This is a genomic window from Mycobacterium sp. BMJ-28 (assembly GCF_054404835.1).
Map to the genome: position 1 here is coordinate 5,694,914 of NZ_CM136783.1, position 16,485 is coordinate 5,711,398.

The 16,485-nt window shown below is 68.2% G+C and carries 16 protein-coding genes; 10 read left to right on the plus strand and 6 right to left on the minus strand.

Annotated features, from left to right (window positions below; all coding sequences use genetic code 11):
- From ACXPWS_RS28245 to ACXPWS_RS28255, 3 genes are all read right to left on the minus strand, one after another.
- Complete coding sequence (locus ACXPWS_RS28245; RefSeq protein ID WP_458709820.1) at positions 1-1,341, minus strand: sugar ABC transporter substrate-binding protein; 1,341 nt, start codon at positions 1,339-1,341, stop codon at positions 1-3.
- A 145-nt stretch (positions 1,342-1,486) separates the two neighbouring features.
- Positions 1,487-2,704, minus strand: coding sequence for an acyl-CoA dehydrogenase family protein (locus tag ACXPWS_RS28250; RefSeq protein ID WP_458709821.1), 1,218 nt, complete (start codon positions 2,702-2,704; stop codon positions 1,487-1,489).
- Entirely contained in the window at positions 2,701-4,071 is a 1,371-nt protein-coding gene (locus ACXPWS_RS28255) for an LLM class flavin-dependent oxidoreductase (protein WP_458709822.1), read from the minus strand. Before ACXPWS_RS28255 ends, ACXPWS_RS28250 begins: the two co-directional genes overlap by 4 nt.
- Positions 4,072-4,210: 139 nt before the next feature.
- On the opposite strand from ACXPWS_RS28255, the gene ACXPWS_RS28260 reads away from it, so the two are divergent.
- Positions 4,211-4,633, plus strand: a complete 423-nt coding sequence (locus tag ACXPWS_RS28260; RefSeq protein ID WP_458709823.1) for a nitroreductase family deazaflavin-dependent oxidoreductase — start codon at positions 4,211-4,213, stop codon at positions 4,631-4,633.
- A gap of 71 nt (positions 4,634-4,704) precedes the next feature.
- On the opposite strand, the gene ACXPWS_RS28265 is transcribed toward ACXPWS_RS28260, so the two are convergent.
- Positions 4,705-5,289 carry a class I SAM-dependent DNA methyltransferase gene (locus ACXPWS_RS28265; RefSeq protein ID WP_458713726.1) on the minus strand — a complete coding sequence of 195 codons (585 nt, stop codon included), beginning with the start codon at positions 5,287-5,289 and terminating at the stop codon, positions 4,705-4,707.
- 70 nt (positions 5,290-5,359) lie between these two features.
- Between ACXPWS_RS28265 and ACXPWS_RS28270 the strand changes: the two genes are divergently transcribed.
- On the plus strand, positions 5,360-6,067 hold the full coding sequence (locus ACXPWS_RS28270) for a TVP38/TMEM64 family protein (protein WP_458709824.1): 708 nt from the start codon (positions 5,360-5,362) through the stop codon (positions 6,065-6,067).
- Positions 6,068-6,128: 61 nt separating this feature from the next.
- On the opposite strand, the gene ACXPWS_RS28275 is transcribed toward ACXPWS_RS28270, so the two are convergent.
- Positions 6,129-6,902, minus strand: coding sequence for a TIM barrel protein (locus ACXPWS_RS28275; RefSeq protein ID WP_458709825.1), 774 nt, complete (start codon positions 6,900-6,902; stop codon positions 6,129-6,131).
- Entirely contained in the window at positions 6,899-7,873 is a 975-nt protein-coding gene (locus ACXPWS_RS28280; protein ID WP_458709826.1) for a Gfo/Idh/MocA family oxidoreductase, read from the minus strand. The genes ACXPWS_RS28275 and ACXPWS_RS28280 overlap by 4 nt, the downstream gene beginning before the upstream one ends.
- A gap of 78 nt (positions 7,874-7,951) precedes the next feature.
- On the opposite strand from ACXPWS_RS28280, the gene ACXPWS_RS28285 reads away from it, so the two are divergent.
- From ACXPWS_RS28285 to ACXPWS_RS28320, 8 genes are all read left to right on the plus strand, one after another.
- Complete coding sequence (locus tag ACXPWS_RS28285) at positions 7,952-8,941, plus strand: LacI family DNA-binding transcriptional regulator (RefSeq protein WP_458709827.1); 990 nt, start codon at positions 7,952-7,954, stop codon at positions 8,939-8,941.
- Between the two features lie 62 nt (positions 8,942-9,003).
- Positions 9,004-10,176, plus strand: a complete 1,173-nt coding sequence (locus ACXPWS_RS28290; protein ID WP_458709828.1) for an amidohydrolase family protein — start codon at positions 9,004-9,006, stop codon at positions 10,174-10,176.
- A 76-nt stretch (positions 10,177-10,252) separates the two neighbouring features.
- A complete protein-coding gene (locus ACXPWS_RS28295) occupies positions 10,253-11,011 on the plus strand; it encodes an SDR family oxidoreductase (RefSeq protein WP_458709829.1) in 759 nt (252 codons plus the stop codon).
- A gap of 13 nt (positions 11,012-11,024) precedes the next feature.
- Positions 11,025-11,690: a nitroreductase gene (locus ACXPWS_RS28300; protein ID WP_458709830.1), complete on the plus strand. Its 666-nt coding sequence runs from the start codon at positions 11,025-11,027 to the stop codon at positions 11,688-11,690.
- Positions 11,691-11,736: 46 nt separating this feature from the next.
- Complete coding sequence (locus ACXPWS_RS28305; RefSeq protein WP_458709831.1) at positions 11,737-14,526, plus strand: AAA family ATPase; 2,790 nt, start codon at positions 11,737-11,739, stop codon at positions 14,524-14,526.
- 189 nt (positions 14,527-14,715) lie between these two features.
- Entirely contained in the window at positions 14,716-15,309 is a 594-nt protein-coding gene (locus tag ACXPWS_RS28310; protein WP_458709832.1) for a sigma-70 family RNA polymerase sigma factor, read from the plus strand.
- A 6-nt stretch (positions 15,310-15,315) separates the two neighbouring features.
- Positions 15,316-16,032 carry an SDR family NAD(P)-dependent oxidoreductase gene (locus ACXPWS_RS28315; protein WP_458709833.1) on the plus strand — a complete coding sequence of 239 codons (717 nt, stop codon included), beginning with the start codon at positions 15,316-15,318 and terminating at the stop codon, positions 16,030-16,032.
- Positions 16,033-16,056: 24 nt separating this feature from the next.
- Positions 16,057-16,479: a cupin domain-containing protein gene (locus ACXPWS_RS28320; RefSeq protein ID WP_458709834.1), complete on the plus strand. Its 423-nt coding sequence runs from the start codon at positions 16,057-16,059 to the stop codon at positions 16,477-16,479.
- The last annotated feature ends 6 nt before the right edge of the window (positions 16,480-16,485 follow it).

Sequence of the window (16,485 nt, forward strand, 5' to 3'; positions counted from 1 at the left end):
TCACACCTTCTGGTAGGGGGACGGCCCGAGCACCGGGGTGCGGTAGTGGTCCTTGTACAGGGCCCGGATGCGGTCGAAGTCGCCGTTGCGTTGCGCCCGCAGATACGCCTCCGGTAGCTGGAAATCCTTCGGTTTGGGCACGCCCGGCCAGATGGTGTCCAGGTCCTCGACCGGGAACCCGTCGAACTGCAGATCGAAATCGTCGGGATGCTCGACCCGGGACAGTCGCTTCACATCGAACGATTCGGCGATCGGCCCGTCGACGTAACGGGATTTGAAGGCCTGCACGTTGTCGGCCGTGATGATCTCGGCGTGCCAGCTGTAGAACCGTTCGGCGGCTTCGGGTTTCCAGCCGTTCAGCCGGTCGTGGAACTGCGCGATGGTCACGAAGGACGGGTAGGCCGGCACGTTTCCGGTGGTCACCAGTTGGGTGCCCTTGACGATCCGGTCGATACCCGCCGTGGAGCCGTTGGCGCCGACCACGAAGACGTCCTTGCCAGGCACCTTTCCGGCGGCCTCGATGCCGGCCACCACGCCGGTGGCGGCGTCGTCGTTGACCGCGACGATGCCGACGGTGTCCGGGTAACGGGCCAGCAGCGATGCCGCGGCCCGTTGGGACAGATCGGCGTCGTACTTGGCGTGTAACTCGCCGGCGAACTTGATCTTCGGGTACTTCTTCAAGGTGTCGTGCACGGCGAGCCGGCGTTGTACCTCGCAGCCGTCGATCGACGGGTAGTAGCCCCCGACCCGGACGATGGTGCCTTCCTCACCGACCTTCTTGGCCAGCACGTCCACCGCCTTGCCGACGGCGACGTACTCGTCGGGCATCAGGAAGCTGTTGTACTTGTTGCCGTCGGCATCGCTGTGCCACGGCGTGTACCAGGCCGGTGAGTTCCACGCCGCCTGGAACAACACCCCACGGTCGTTGGCGTCATGGGCCAGGGTGGGCAGGGCTCCCGCGTCGTTCAGTCCGACGAAGATGGCCGTCGTCTTCTGGGTGAGCAGCTGGTTGAACTGGTTGGACTGGACCGCGGCGTCACTCTTGCCATCCAGAACCACGCTCTTGTAACCCAATTGGGCGGCGGCCTGTTGGTAGGCCTTGGCCCACTGCACCTGGTAGTCACCGGTGGCCGACCAGTTCAGCAAGGCGAACTGGCCGTCGGTATAGGCAACCGCGTCCCCACGCGCCTCGTCGCGGCGACCCACCGCCGTCAACGCTCCTGCGGCGGTCAGCGCGGCCGCACTACCGGCCAACAGTTTCACGAACTGCCGCCGACCCAATCCGTACGTGTCCAGGCGCTCCAGGATCGGATCGATCGCACGGCGTTCATCGGGAGTCATCGCGCAGACGGTACTGGTCAGCCCCGTCGTACCCCAGCATCTCGATCTGGATAAGAATTACCGCGATTGCAATGCATGGTGAATGTAACCGTTGTGATTTGTGCACGTCGGCGGTGTGGGCCGGAAAACGTGCACAAATCTCTCGTCAGAAGTAGCCGCTGCCGGGCAGTTTGGCGCCGCGGGTGTAGTGGGCGCCGATCGCCTGCGCCTTGTACGACGCCGGGTTGTGCGAGGCCAGCGTGCGGATGTTGCGCCAATGCCGGTCCAGCAGGTGCGCCTGGCGCACCACCGACGCACCGCCGACATCGAAGATCTGCGAGGCGGCCTTCTGCGCGAGGGCGTCGATGACGACCTTGGCCGCGGCGGCTTGCAGCGAAGCCTCATGCGCGAGTTCCAGATTCGGATCGGTCTTGGTGACGTCGGCGTCGTAGGCAACGGCCAGTGCGTCGGCGGCGGCCAACACCGTGGCCTCACCGACGTAGGCCGCAGCGGCGATCTCACCGATCTCACGCTGCAGCAGGGGATCATCGGGGGCCGACGGGTTCGGCGCCCAGGTGAAGCTGCGCGAACGCTGATGCACGTGTGCCACCGCATCGTCGCGAAGCGCATGCAGCACACCGACTTCCAGAGCTGTGACGTACAGCTGGAAGAATGCGCCGGAGTGGTACAGGGGCGGGCGCTCCGCATCGCTTTCCGGCGGGGAGAACTGCAGCAGCTCGTCGGCGGAGACCGCGACGTCGGTGAAGATCGCGGTGCCGGTGCCGGTGGCGCGCTGACCGAAACCGTCCCAGTCGTCGAGCACCGTCACTCCGGCCCGATCGGTGGGCACCAAGGCGATCACCGAGGCGTCGTCTGGGTCGCTGGCAAGGACTTCGGCGTAGTCGGCGTACAGCGTGCCGGTGGTGAAGAACTTCTTGCCGTTGAGCCGGTACCCATCGCCGTCGGGGGTGAGCCTGGTCTGCCAGACGAATCCGCCGGCCGGCTCGGAGCCGAGCTCGGTCGACGCGTTGCCCACGATGGCGCCCGACAACGCCAGGTCGATCGCTCGCTGTCGCGCATCGCCGGAGAGTCGCAGTCGCTCCTCCACGTGGGCGAAGTGCCCCCGCAGGATATGGGCGACGTTCGGGTCGGCGGTCGCCAGCGCGATCACCGTGGCGAACAATTCGCGCAGGCTCGCTCCGCCGCCCCCGTCTTCGCGCGGGATCCGCAGCGCCCCGAGCCGGGCCGCCTTGATGAGATCGATGACAGCGAAAGGTCGTTCGTTGTGGCGCTCACGTTCGAGCGCGTCCGCGCCGACCGCGGCAATCAGCTGGTCCAGCCGCTCGGATCCGTAGGTCAATGGCTCGCTGGAAACGGTGGTCATCGTGCAATCTCCTCTGTGACGCGGCGGTAGCGGGCCGCCCGGTGCGTTTCGGGCAGGCGCGCTCCCCTGCCGAACAGTTTGTGCCGCAACGAGCCCGGCTCGTATTCAGTCCTGTAGACGCCGCGCCGTTGCAGCTCCGGAATGACGTGGTCGATGAAATCGACGAAGGAGCCCGGGGTGATGACGTTGGTGAGGTTGAACCCGTCGACGTCGGTGTCCTCGACCCAGGACTGCAGATCGTCGGCCACCTCGGTGGGTGAACCGACCGTGAATCCGCCCTCGGCGTCGATGGCGTGTGCGTCGATGAAATCGCGCAGCGTCCACTGACCCTGCCCGAACATCTGCACCGAGGACTTCAGGTATTCGTTGTCGGTGACGGCCACCGGGTCGTCCAGATCGAACCGGGACAGGTCGCTACCCAGCCAGCCCGACCATAAGGCCAGTGCGCCTTCGGGATCGGTGTAGCGCCGGAAGTCCGCGTAGCGATCCCGCGCGGCCTGCTGGGTCGCACCGGTGACCGCGACGTGACCGTTGACGATCAACACGTCGTAGGGGTCGCGCCCGGCATCGGAGGCCCGGGTGCGGATATCGGCGACCGCGTCGCGCAACACCTCCTTGGTGGGTGCGCCGATGAAGATCACCTCGGCGTTCTCCGCGCCGAACTGCCTACCGCGCTGGGATGCGCCGGCCTGGTACAGCACCGGGGTGCGCTGCACGGACGGCTCGCAGAGATGGATGCCGGGCACCCGGAAGTGCTTGCCGTGGTGCTCGATCGGATGAACCTTGGCCGGATCCGCATAGTGTTGACGGCCGGCTTCGGTGCCGACGGCGTCGTCCTCCCAGGAACCCTCCCACAGCTTGTACAGCACCTCGGTGTACTCGTCGGCGATGTCGTACCGGTCGGCGTGCGGGGTGATGGTGTCCAGGCCGTGATTGCGGGCCGCACTCTCCAGGTAGCCGGTGACGATGTTCCAGCCGACGCGCCCCTTGGTCAGATGGTCCAGCGTCGACATCCGCCGGGCGAACGAGTACGGGTGCTCGAAGGATGTGGTGGCGGTGACACCGAACCCGAGATGCTTCGTGACGGCGGCCATGGCGGGCACCACCAGAAGTGGGTCGTTGACCGGGACCTGGGTACCCGAACGCAGCGCGGCCTCCGGGCCGCCGCCGTATACGTCGTAGATTCCGAGCACATCGGCGATGAACAAGCCGTCGAACAGGCCACGCTCCAGCAGCTGGGCCAGATCGGTCCAGTAGTCCAGATCCTTGTATCGGGCGTTCTGCGCCTCCGGGTGCCGCCACGTGCCGGCGACGATGTGCGTCACGCAATTCATGTCGAACGCGTTGAGAACGATCTGGCGGGTCACTGCCGACACGATGGCGGAACGCAAATCCGGGCGATAGCCATCAAATCGGCACGATTCTCTTCCGTAACGTGGCGTCACAGTGTGGGAACCGGATGCGTTCTGCGGGAATATCTGCGCCTCCGTCGGTGTTCTTCACCGGGTGACTGAGCATCCTGAACTGAGCCCCACCGACTGGGTCCGTACCCAAACCGAGAAGATTCTGGAGACCGGCACCACCGACGGTGTCCAGATCCTGGACCGCCCGATCGTCCTGTTCACCACGACCGGCGCGAAGTCGGGCAAGAAGCGCTACGTACCGCTGATGCGGGTCGAGGAGAACGGCAAGTACGCCATGGTGGCCTCCAAGGGAGGCGACCCGAACCACCCGTCCTGGTATCACAACGTCAAGACGCACCCGCAGGTCACGGTGCAGGACGGCGATAAGGTGGTCGAGCTGACGGCCCGCGAGATCGAGGGCGACGAGCGCGCGCACTGGTGGGAACTGGCAGTGGCGGCCTACCCGCCCTATGCCGAGTACCAGACCAAGACCACGCGCCAGATCCCGGTCTTCGTCGTCGAATAGTCGTCGGACAACTGCCCCGTGGGCACGTTTTGTCGCGTCGATCGCGGCAAGACGTGCGCACGTCGCGTGGGTTACCGGCGGTGCACCGACACCGCGTAATCCCCGCCGGTGAACTCCGCGCGGTCCCAGGTGGCCCAGCGCGCCACCAGTTGCAGGCCCGCCGCCGCGGCGACGCTGTCGTAGTCGGCCAGCGACAACCGATCGGGCCGCAGCGAGAACCCGGCCACCAGCAAGCCGGCCGGGGCCAGATGTCTGGTCAGTCCGGACACCACCTGGCCCTCGGTTCCCGGGGCCAGGAAGATCATCACGTTGCCGGCCAGCACGATCAGGTCGAACTGCCCGGTCAACGCCGCCCCCGGAGCCGACAGATCGGCTTGGACCCAGCTCAGCTCGGGTGCCTTGGCGCGAGCCGCGGCGAGCATCTCGGCGTCGGCGTCGACTCCGAGCACCGAGAATCCTCGGGCCGCCAACTCGATGGCCACCCGGCCGGTGCCGCACCCGGCATCCAACACCCGGGTGCCGCCGTGCTCGCGGAGCAGGGCCTCGACCAGATCCGCTTCGCCGTGCACGTCTTGCCCGCCGGCGGCCAGTGAGCGCCACCGGGCGTCATAGTCGTCGCCGCGCGGCGCGTCGGTGTCCTGCCAGCGGGTGCCCACGGCACCGAAACTACCCGCCGACGTGGCTCGTGAGCGCACCAGCGCGGTGTCCGGGAGAATCGCGGGCGAGATGACCGACACCGAGAACGCCGGCCGCCCCGCCACCACGCACAGACGGCGCCACATCCTGCGACTGGCGCTGTTTGCGGTGCTGCTGACCGCCCTGTTCTGCGTCATGGCGTTCGGCCGGGTGATCGATGCCGGTGAGATCCGGGCCGCCGTCACCGCGACCGGTCCGGCGGCGCCGCTGACCTATATCGCGCTCTCGGCGGTTCTGGGTGCCATCCTCGTGCCCGGCCCGATCCTGGCCGCGGGCAGTGGGCTGCTGTTCGGCCCCATCGTGGGTCTCGGCGTGACACTCGGCGCGACCGTCGGTACGGCATCGATCGCCGGGCTGGTCGGACGGCGGGCCGGACGCGACAGCGCCCGCGCGCTGCTCGGCACCGAGCGCGCCGAGTGGCTCGACGATCAGATCGAACGTCGCGGGCTGTGGGCCGTGGTCGGACAACGGTTCATCCCCGGCATGCCGGACGCGGTGGCCGCGTATGCGTTCGGTGCGTTCGGAATTCCGTTGTGGCAGATGGCTCTCGGCGCCTTCATCGGTTCGGCGCCGCGGGCGTTCGTCTACACCTCACTCGGTGCGTCCCTGGGCAGCAAGTCCGCCGGCCTGGCGTTCGCCGCGGGCGTTGTGTGGTGCATCACCGCCGTCATCGGCGCCTACGGCGCCCACCGCGGCTACCGGAAGTGGCGAAGCCGTGGAGACGGCCCATCGGGCTGACTTCGCCGCGGCGGCGCGAAAGTGCGAGAAGCCAACGCCACCAAGGCAATGTCGATACCGGCTATACGGTGAACGCGGCCCGGAACGCCGCCAGCGCGGTCTCGCTGTCCGCGGCATTCCATGCCTCCATGCCGATGGTGCCGGCGAAGCCGATATCGCGCAGCGCCCGCGCGATCGCCGGGTAGTTGATCTCCCCGGTGCCCGGTTCGCACCGGCCGGGCACGTCGGCCACCTGGATCTCACCGATGGCATCTCCGCACCGGCGGACCAGTTCGATGAGATTTCCCTCGCCGATCTGGGCGTGGTACAGATCGAGCATCATCTTGACGTTGGGATGTCCGACGCCCTCCACCAGCGCCAGGGTGTCCTTGGCCCGGGCCAGTGGCACGCCGGGGTGGTCGACGATGGTGTTGAGGTTCTCCACGCAGAAGGTGACCCCGGCCTGCGCGCCGAGTTCGCCGATGCGCTCCAGCGTGCGCAGCGCGGTCAGCCACATCTGCCCGGTGGCCCGCTGCCGTGGCCGGGCCGCCTGCCCGTCCACCAGTTCCGCGGTGTGCAGGTTCAGCCGGGTCACCCCGAGCGTCTCGGCCGCCTTGATGCTCAGTTCGGCGGTGCGCAGCACCTCGTCGGCGGTGGCCGGATCGATCAGGTCGCCGTGCAGGTAGCCGGTCATTGAGGTGAACGTGGCGCCGGTGGCAGCCAGCGCGTCGAGGTCCTTGTCGTGCCAGCTCCAGATCTCCGCCGCGAATCCGAGCTCGTGAATCCGCTTGACGCGGTCCACGATCGGCAGGTCGACGAACACCATCTCCGAGCAGACGGCCAATTCGAAACTCATCGGAGCGCCCCCACACCGAGGGCGACCGGCACGCCCGTCTCGACAGATTCTCGTGCAGCCAACGCGATTTCGAGGGCAACGCGGGCATCGTCACCGGTGACCGAGGCGGGCCGCCCGGCGCGGATGGCCTCGGCGAACTCCGCGAACTGGGCGATATAGGCGTCGGCGAACAGCGTCGTGTTCTGGGTACCTGCGTCCTCGGGTGCGCGCCCGGCCAGCAGCACGCCGCCGGACCCGAACACCTCACCGCGGACGTCATAGCCGTAAACCGCCTGGAAGCTGGCCTCGGCCACACCGTAGGCGCCGTTGTCGAAGGTCAGGTGCACCACCGAGGTATCCAGGTATCCGTCCTGGGCGAATTGCGGGTGGATCAGCGCGGCGGCCTGAGCGTAGACGCTGACCACCCGCGCTCCCGGGTTCAGCCAGCACAGGGTGTCGAAGTCATGGATCAGCGTCTCGTTGAAGATGGTCCACGGCTTGACGCGCGCGGCAGTCTCCGCGGAGATGCCGGGATCGCGGGTCAGGGACCGTAACAGCTGCGGCGTGCCGATGGCTCCGCCCTCGATGCTGTTGCGCATTGCCGCGAAGTCATCGGCGAACCTGCGGTTGAACCCGACCTGCAGCACCACACCGGCACCGCGGGCCGCATCGATGGCTCGGTCCGCGTCGGACAGCGTGAGTGCCATCGGTTTCTCGCAGAAGATGTGCTTGCCGGCCCGGGCCGCGGCGACCACCAGATCGGCGTGGGTAGCGGCCGGTGAGCAGATGGCAACGGCGTCGATCTGCGGGTCGGCGATCAACTCCAGCGGGTCGCGGCAATACTTCGGCGCCGAAAGTCGTTGGGCTGCGGTCTCATCGAGGTCGGCGACCGCCTGCAGCCGCACCCCGGCCAGTCGGCGCGCCAGCGTCTCGCCGTGATATGAGCCGATCCAGCCGGCGCCGATGAGACCGCAGGACAGGGACTCCGTCATGTTCCTTCTCCGATCGACTAGAACGTTCTAGTAGAGACTAGTAAAGCACGCCCCACTAGAACCTTCTAGTCTCTGTGCATGCAGCACCGACCGACGCTGGAGGATGTCGCCCGGCACGCGGGAGTTTCCCGCGCCCTGGTCTCCATCGTCATGCGTGACGCTCCCGGTGCCAGCGACTCCACCCGGACCCGGGTGCGCCGGGCCGCCGACGAGATCGGCTACCGCCCCGACCCGCGGGCCCGGCGGCTGCGTCAGCTGCGCACCAAACTGCTCGGCGTGACATTCGCCGCGGGCCAGGAGTTCCACGCCGAACTGGTCGACGGCGTGTACGCGGCGGCCGACGAATTCGGCTACGAGGTGGTGCTCAGCGCCGTCACCCCGCACCACGACGAACACCGCGCGGTACGCACCCTCGTCGACGACCGGTGCGAAGCCGTGGTGCTGCTCGGGCCCGAACTTCCCTCGGGCGAACTCGCCACGCTCGCGGCCAGAACGCCGGTGGTCGTGGTGGCGCGCAAGGTGCGCGGGGTGGATGCCGTGCGCAGCGACGACACCGCGGGCGCCGCCATGGCCGTCGCCCACCTGCGCGGTCTGGGTCACCGGAACATCTGCTACCTCGACGGTGGACGCGCACCCGGCGCGGCCGAACGGCGCCGGGGTTACCTCCAGGCCATGCGGGCCGCCGGACTGACGGCCACCACGCATCCCGGCGGTCGCACCGAACGCGAGGGCGCGGCCGCGGCCACCGCTCTGCTGGCGTCCGGCGATGACCTCCCGTCGGCAATCTTCGCCTTCAACGACCGGTGCGCCCTCGGAGTGCTCGACGTGCTGCTGCGGGCGCAGGTCGCGGTGCCCGGGCAGATATCGGTAATGGGCTTCGACGACAGCCCACTGGCCGGGCTGGCCCACATCGACCTGAGCACCATCCGCCAGGAGATCCCGGAACTGGCGCACGCTGCGGTATCGCGCCTGGTGAGCCGGCTGGACGGCGACGCAACGGACGACCAGCCGATCGATGTCGTGGTGCCGCCGACGCTGCTGGTCCGGGGCACCACCGCGAATCCCTGACACGTTGCACTGGACATCCACTCTGTAACGGCCGCACAGTGGAGGGAACCAGGAGGATGTCAGTGACAACCACAGCCAGTCCCAGAGTGCCGGCCGCGGCCGGTGACCCCGTCGCTTCGCTCGCCCCCGGACGCATCGCCGTACGGTGCGTCGATTCCGATGTGCACCCGGTCCCCCGTCAGGGCGAGCTCGGCCCATACATCCCCGAGCCGTGGCGCTCGAAGTATTTCGGAAGCCGCACGGTGGGCGATCAGATCTATTACGACGCGCCCGACTACGCCCACGCCTACGCCATGCGGCTCGACGCGTTCCCGCCCGACGGCGAGTTCGCCTGCAGCGACCCGGATTTCGCGTTCAAGCAGCTGATCATGGAAGCCGGTGCGGATATCGCCATCCTGGAACCCGGCGCCTACCCGGCCCGGCTCCCCGAGGCCGAGCAGGCCATGAGCGCCGCCCTGAACACCTGGCAGGCCAATCACTGGCTGGATTCGAAGAACAATTGGCACGAACGCTGGCGCGGGTCCATCTGTGTCGCGGTCGAAGCGCCCGACCTGGCGGCCGCCGAGATCCACAAATGGGCCCAACACCCCTTCATGGCGCAGGTGCTGATCAAGGCCGAACGCCGCCCGTCCTGGGGCGACCCGATGTATGACCCGATCTGGGCGGCGGCCACCCAGGAGGACATCACGGTCTCCTGCCACCTGTCCCGCAGCCACAACGAGGAACTGCCGATCCCGCCGGTCGGCTTCCCCAGCTACAACCACGACTTCATGGTCACCTACTCACTACTGGCCGCCAACCAGGTCATGAGCCTCATCTTCGACGGCGTCTTCGACCGCTTCCCCACCCTGCGCATCGTGTTCGTCGAACACGCCTTCAGCTGGATCCTGCCCCTGATGTGGCGGATGGACGCCATCTACCAAGCCCGCAAAGGCTGGCTCGACATCAAACGCAAACCCAGCGAATACGTCAAAGAACACATCAAATTCACCACCCAACCCCTGGACTACCCCGAAGACAAAACCGAACTCACCCGGGCCCTGGAGTGGATGGAATGCGACAAGATCCTGCTCTACTCCAGCGACTACCCACACTGGACCTTCGACGACCCCCGCTGGCTGGTCAAACACCTACCCGAACACGCCCGCGAGAACATCATGTTCCGCAACGGCATCAACACCTACAAACTCCCCGACACCGTGCCCGCCCTCGAAGGACAGGTCCGGGTGTTCTGATCTGGATGAATCCCCGCCGTCGCGGCCGTTCTGGTGCGCGGAGGGCCGCCGTGGGATGCGGCCGGAAAGGGACATCATGCGCATTGTCGTCATCGGCGGGACCGGTCTGATCGGATCGAAGTTGGTGCACTCCCTGGCCGAACACGGACACGACGCCGTCGCGGCCGCGCCGAGAACTGGGGTCAACGCCGTCACCGGCGAAGGACTGGCCGACGCGCTACACGGCGCCGCCGTGGTCGTCGACGTGTCGAATTCACCCAGCTTCGAAGATGGTCCGGCCCTGGAATTCTTCACCACATCCGCCACCAATCTGCTGGCCGCCGAGGCCGCGGCCGGCGTCGGCCACCACGTCGCGCTGTCGGTGGTGGGCACACCGACGCTGGCCCGCCAAAGCGGCTACTTCGACGCGAAGCTGACCCAGGAGAAATTGATCGCCGACGGGCCGGTGCCCTACACCATCGTGCGCGCGACGCAGTTCTTCGAGTTCCTGAACACCATCGCCGACTCCGCGACGATCGAGGGCACCGTGCGGTTGCCCGCGAAGGGAATTCAGCCGATGGCCGCCGTCGACGTCGCCGAGGGTGTCGCCATCGCCGCGCTCGGCGACCCGGTCAACGGATTCGCCGAGATCGGCGGGCCCGAACGGTTCGAGTTGCCCGACCTGATCCAGACGGCGCTCACCGCGCGCGGCGACCAGCGTCGTGTCGTCACCGATCCCGCCGCGAAGTACTGGGGTATCGATATCGAGCCGGACACCCTGGTGCCGTCCGCGGGTGCAACGTTCTTCGAAACCCGGTTCGCGGACTGGATTCTCGAACAAGCCGCCACGCACTGAGTCGGCGCCGGGCATGGACGTGTACGAAGCGGTCGCCACTCGGCGGGCGGTGCGGGCCTTCACCGCCGAGCCGGTGCCGGCCGAGACGTTGCGGCGCGTGCTGGCCGCCGCGGCCGCGGCACCGTCGGGATCGAACATCCAGCCGTGGACCATCTATCTGATCACCGGCGCACCCCTTGCCGAACTGAAGAAACGCGCCGTCGAACGGGTGGCCACCGGCGTCGCGTGGGATGCGCGACAATACGAAATGTATCCGCCGGCAATGCCTTCGGTCTACCGCAAGCGGCGCGCCGCATTCGGAAGGGAACGCTACCGCGCACTGGGCATCGAAGGTGCGGACTGGGAGGCCCGCCAGCGCGCGGCCATCGAGAACTGGAACTGCTTCGGGGCGCCGGCTGCGCTGTTCTGTTATCTGCACCGCGAGCTCGGTCCCGCGCAATGGGCCGATGCCGGCATGTACCTACAGACGGTGATGCTGCTGCTGCGGGCCGAAGGATTGCACAGCTGCCCCCAGATGGCCTGGTCGCAGGTACGGAACACGGTGGCCGACGTGGTGTCGCCCCCGGACGACCTCATCCTGTTCTGCGGTATGTCGATCGGGTACGAGGACACCGCCACGCCGATGCCACGGACCGGCCGCGCACCGCTGACCGAGACGGTCACCTTCATCGACGACTGACACGCTGGCTAGCATCGAGATCGAAACAAGGGACACGGTGGTAGCTATGTCGAGCCAGGCTGCGGGGCCGGGGCCGGTCCTGCATGGGCGCAGCCGCGAGTGCACGGCACTGGCGGAGCTGATCGCGGCGGTCCAGGCCGGCACCGGCCAGGCACTGGTGCTGCGCGGCGAGGCCGGTGTCGGCAAGACGGCACTGCTGGACTACGTGACCGGGGCCGCCACCACGTTCCGCACCGTGCAGGTCGCCGGTGTGCAGTCGGACATGGAACTCGCGTACGCCGGTCTGCAACAGATGTGCGCACCGCTGATGGGCCATCTGGACACCCTGGCCGAACCGCAGCGCGCAGCACTATCGGTGGCATTCGGGTACGGCACCGGACCGACCCCGGACCGGTTCCTGGTCGGGCTGGCCGTACTCAGCCTGCTCGCCGCCGCCGCCGACGACCGGCCGCTGCTCTGCGTGATCGACGATGCCCAGTGGCTGGACCAGGTGTCGGTGCAGACCCTGGCGTTCGTCGCCCGGCGACTGCTGGCCGAGCCCGTCGCCATAGTGTTCGCCATCCGCGACGGTTATCGCGAGATCCTGCCCGGTCTGCCGGAGTTGGTGGTCACCGGACTGTCCGACACCGACGCCAGGCAACTGCTGGAATCGGTGATGATCGGTGGCATCGATCCGCGGGTCCGGGACCGCATCGTGGCGGAGACGCGCGGGATTCCGCTGGCGCTGGTCGACGTGCCGCGCACCGCGACCGCCACCGAACTGGCCGGTGGTTTCTGGATCGCGGGCAAACGGTCCTCGACCGCGGCGATCGAGGCCGGGTTCGTCCAGCGGATCACCGGCCTGCCCGCCGACACTCAGCGGTTGCTGCTGGTCGCCGCCTCCGAACCGGTCGGCGATGCGGCGCTGTTCCTGCGTGCCGCAGCACAATTGGGCATCCCGGTCGACGCACTGGCACCGGCCGAGGCCGCGGGCATCATCGAGTTCGGGCACCGGATGCGGTTCCATCATCCACTGATGCGCTCGGCCGCGTACCGGGCCGCCGCGCTGGGCGACCGCAGGACCGTGCACCGTGCGCTGGCACAGGCGACGGACCCGCAGGTCGATCCCGACCGCCGGGCCTGGCATGCCGCCAGTGCGGCGGCCGGACCCGACGACGCGGTGGCCGCGCAGCTGGAAGCCTCGGCCGACCGCGCCCAGAGCCGGGGCGGAATTGCCGCGGCGGCAGCATTTTTGGAGCGCGCCGCGGTGCTCACCCTGGCTCCCGCGCTGCGCGCATCGAGGGCGATTGCAGCCGCCGAAGCCAAACGCGAAGCGGCCGCCCCGGAGGCCGCCTACGAGTTGCTGTCCTTGGCCGAGGCCGGTCCGCTGTCCGCGTTGCAACTGGCCCAGGTGGCCCGGATGCGGGCCCAGATGGATTTCGTCCGCAGCCGGGCCAAATCGACGGGGGCCCCGCTGGTCGGCACGGCCGCCGCGCAACTGCTCGCCGCGGCTCGCGGGTTGCTGGGTCTGGACGACGACCTGGCCCGCGAGACCTTCCTGGAGGCGCTGACCGCGGCCATGTACGCGGGCCGGCTGGCCGATCCGGCGCTGCTCACCGAGGTGGCCGCCGCCGGGCTGACGGTGGCCAGCGGGCTACGGCGACTTCAGCGCCCGATCGACTACCTGTTGCGCGGCATGGCCACCCGAATCGTCGACGGGCCCGGCGCCGGCTCCGAGGACCTGCGTACCGCCCTGGAACTCTGGAACACGCACGCGCAGCTGCACACCGGTCAGTGGCTGTACTGGCCGTTCCCGATCGCCCAGGAATCCGCCGCGCACGAGTTGTGGGATGACGAGGTGCTCGAACGCATCGCCTCCGACACGGTGCGGCGCGCCAGGGAGGCCGGGGCGCTGGCCGCCCTACCGCCCGCGCTCGGTTACCGCGCCGGCGTCCACTTCTATCGAGGCGAATTCGATTCGGCCACAAGGCTCATCGAGGAGTCCAAGGCCATCACGGCGTCGATGGGTTACGCGCCGGTTCGGTATCACAGCCTGATGCTGGCGGCGTGGCGAGGCGCGCTCACCGAAGCCGAAGAGATCATCGAGGCGGCCGCCTCCGACGGTGCTGCCCGCGGCGAGGGCCGGCTCGTGGGCTTGTCCGCATTCAGCACGGCCGTCCTGTACAACGGGCTCGGCCGGTACCAGGAGGCGTTGGCGCAGGCCCGCCGGTGCTGCGAATACGAGGACCTCGGATTCCACGGCTGGTGTCTGTACGAACTCATCGAGGCCGCCGTGCACACCGGCGACCGGGAGTCCGCCACCGCGGCGTGGACGCGATTCGAGGAACGCGCGGGCGCCAGCGGCACCGACTGGGGCTTGGGCGTGGTGGCGGCCGCGCAGGCCCTGCTCGCCGACAACGACGATGCCGAGAGCGCCTTCGTCGAGGCCATCGAACGGCTGGAGCGCGCCGATATCGCGCTGCATCTGTCCCGCGCGCGGCTGTCCTACGGCGAATGGTTGCGCCGGGCGAACCGCCGCGCCGACGCTCGCAAGCAACTCGGTGCCGCCCACCGGCTGTTCACCGAGATGGGCGCCCACGGCTTCGCCGAGAGGGCCCGCCGCGAGCTGGCCGTCACCGGGGAGAAGGTGCGCAAGCAGCCGGTCGGGTCCGGGGATGAGCTGACCGCGCAGGAGGCGCAGATCGCCCGGCTGGCGCGCGACGGCCTGACCAACCAGGAGATCGGTGCGCAGCTGTTCATCAGCACGCACACCGTGGAATGGCACCTGCGCAAGGTATTCGTCAAGCTCGGCATCACGTCACGCAAGCAGTTGCGCACGCTGTCCTGGGCCGGCTGACCCCCGGGCCACGAACTACGGACTACGGACTTTCAAGGGTCCGCTCCGGGCTCCCGCAGATGAGGCTGGTTCTCGAACGAGAAACCAACCCACTGGAGGCGAAGCGACGTGACGGATCCGAAGAAGATCCCCGTCATGGGCGTCACCGTGCTTCCCCGCTGATCCCACCGATACCCGAGGACTGCGCTCATGACACTCACCTGTGTTTCCGACGAGCCGGAAAATACCGAAACCGACATCGAACTCGCGGCGCGGTTCGCCCGCGAAACCCAGCCCCTGTTCGAGGTGCTGCATCGCGGCGCCCGCCGACTGGCCCGCACCGAGGCCGACGCCGAAGACCTTCTGCAGGACACCCTGTTGCACGCCTACACCGGCTTCCGCAAATTCCGCACCGGCACCAACCTCAAGGCATGGCTGTTCCGGATCATGTACAACCGGTGGGTCAGCAATCACCGCGGCAAGCAGCGGCGGCCCGCCGAGGTCGCGGTGGAGCAGATCACCGACCGCGATCTGGCCCGCGCCGCCGGTCATCAGTCCGGCGGCCTGCGCTCCGCGGAGGCAGTGGTGCTGGCCGCCCTGCCGGATCCCGAACTCACCGAGGCGCTGGCCGAACTGCCCGACGGTTTCACCGCGGCGATGTTCTATGCGTACGTGAAGGGCTACACCTACGCCGAAACCGCCGCCATCATGGATATTCCGATGGGCACCGTGATGTCGCGGGTATCGCGTGGCCGTCAGCGGCTGCGCATCTCACTGGCGCCGCTCGAGCGTCGAATCGCGTAGGAATTCATGGAACTCGCGCAACAGACCGCTCTGATCACCGGAGGCACCGCGGGGATCGGGTTGGCGTCGGCCCGGTTGCTGGCCGCCGGCGGGGCCACCGTGATCATCACCGGCCGCGACCCCGGACGCGGCGAATCGGCCGCAGCCGATCTGGGCGCCCGGTTCATCCGGACCGACCTGTCCGACATCGAGTCGGTGAAAGCGCTTGTGCGACAGGCCGGCGACGTGGACATCCTGGTGAACAACGCCGCCGGATTTCCGGCCGCCCTGACCGTCGACCAAGAGGTCGCATCGTTTGAGCGCACCTTCGACACCAACGTCCGCGGACTCTATTTCCTCACCGCGGGGCTGGTTCCGGGAATGCTCGCCCGCGGGCGCGGCAGCATCGTGAACATCACCACCATGGTTGCCACCAAGGGGGTGCCGGGCGCTTCGGCCTACAGCGCCTCCAAGGCGGCGGTGGAATCCCTCACCCGCACCTGGGCTACCGAGTTCGGGGCCCGCGGGGTGCGGGTGAACAGTGTCGCGCCCGGTCCGACCAGAACCGAAGGCGTGCAGGCCGAATGGGGCGACACCAACGAGGAGCTCGGCCGTTCGCTGCCACTGGGACGCACCGCCGCGCCGGAGGAGATCGCGGCGGCCGTGTTCTTCCTCGCCTCGCCGAAATCCAGTTTCATCACCGGCTCCACCCTGCACGCCGACGGCGGCGGCAGCGCCATCTGACCCGACCACCATGAGGAGCACATCATGACCAAGACCTACGACCCGCGCTGGGAAGACGCCCTGACCGTGGTGCAGGAAGTGACGCCGCCGTTCATCCCGGAAGGTGCGCATGCGATGACGGTGATCATCGAGTACCCGGCCGGCAGCGCGGGCGCCCCGCCGCACAAGCACCCGAGCGGACCGGCATTCGGATACATGCTCGAAGGCGAGATGCTCTTCGAGCTCGAAGGTGAACCGCCGCGGGTGATCCGGGCCGGCGAGGCGTTCTGGGAACCCGGCGGTGATGTCATCCACTACTCCGATGCCAACAACCGCACCGATGTCTCGAGCCGCTTCCTGGTCACGATGCTGTGTGTGCCCGGCCAACCCATGCTGACGCTGGTCGACGACGACGAACTGGCCGCCCGGGCACATCTGCGGGTGCCCGCTTCGCCGGAAGGCCAGTGACCAGAG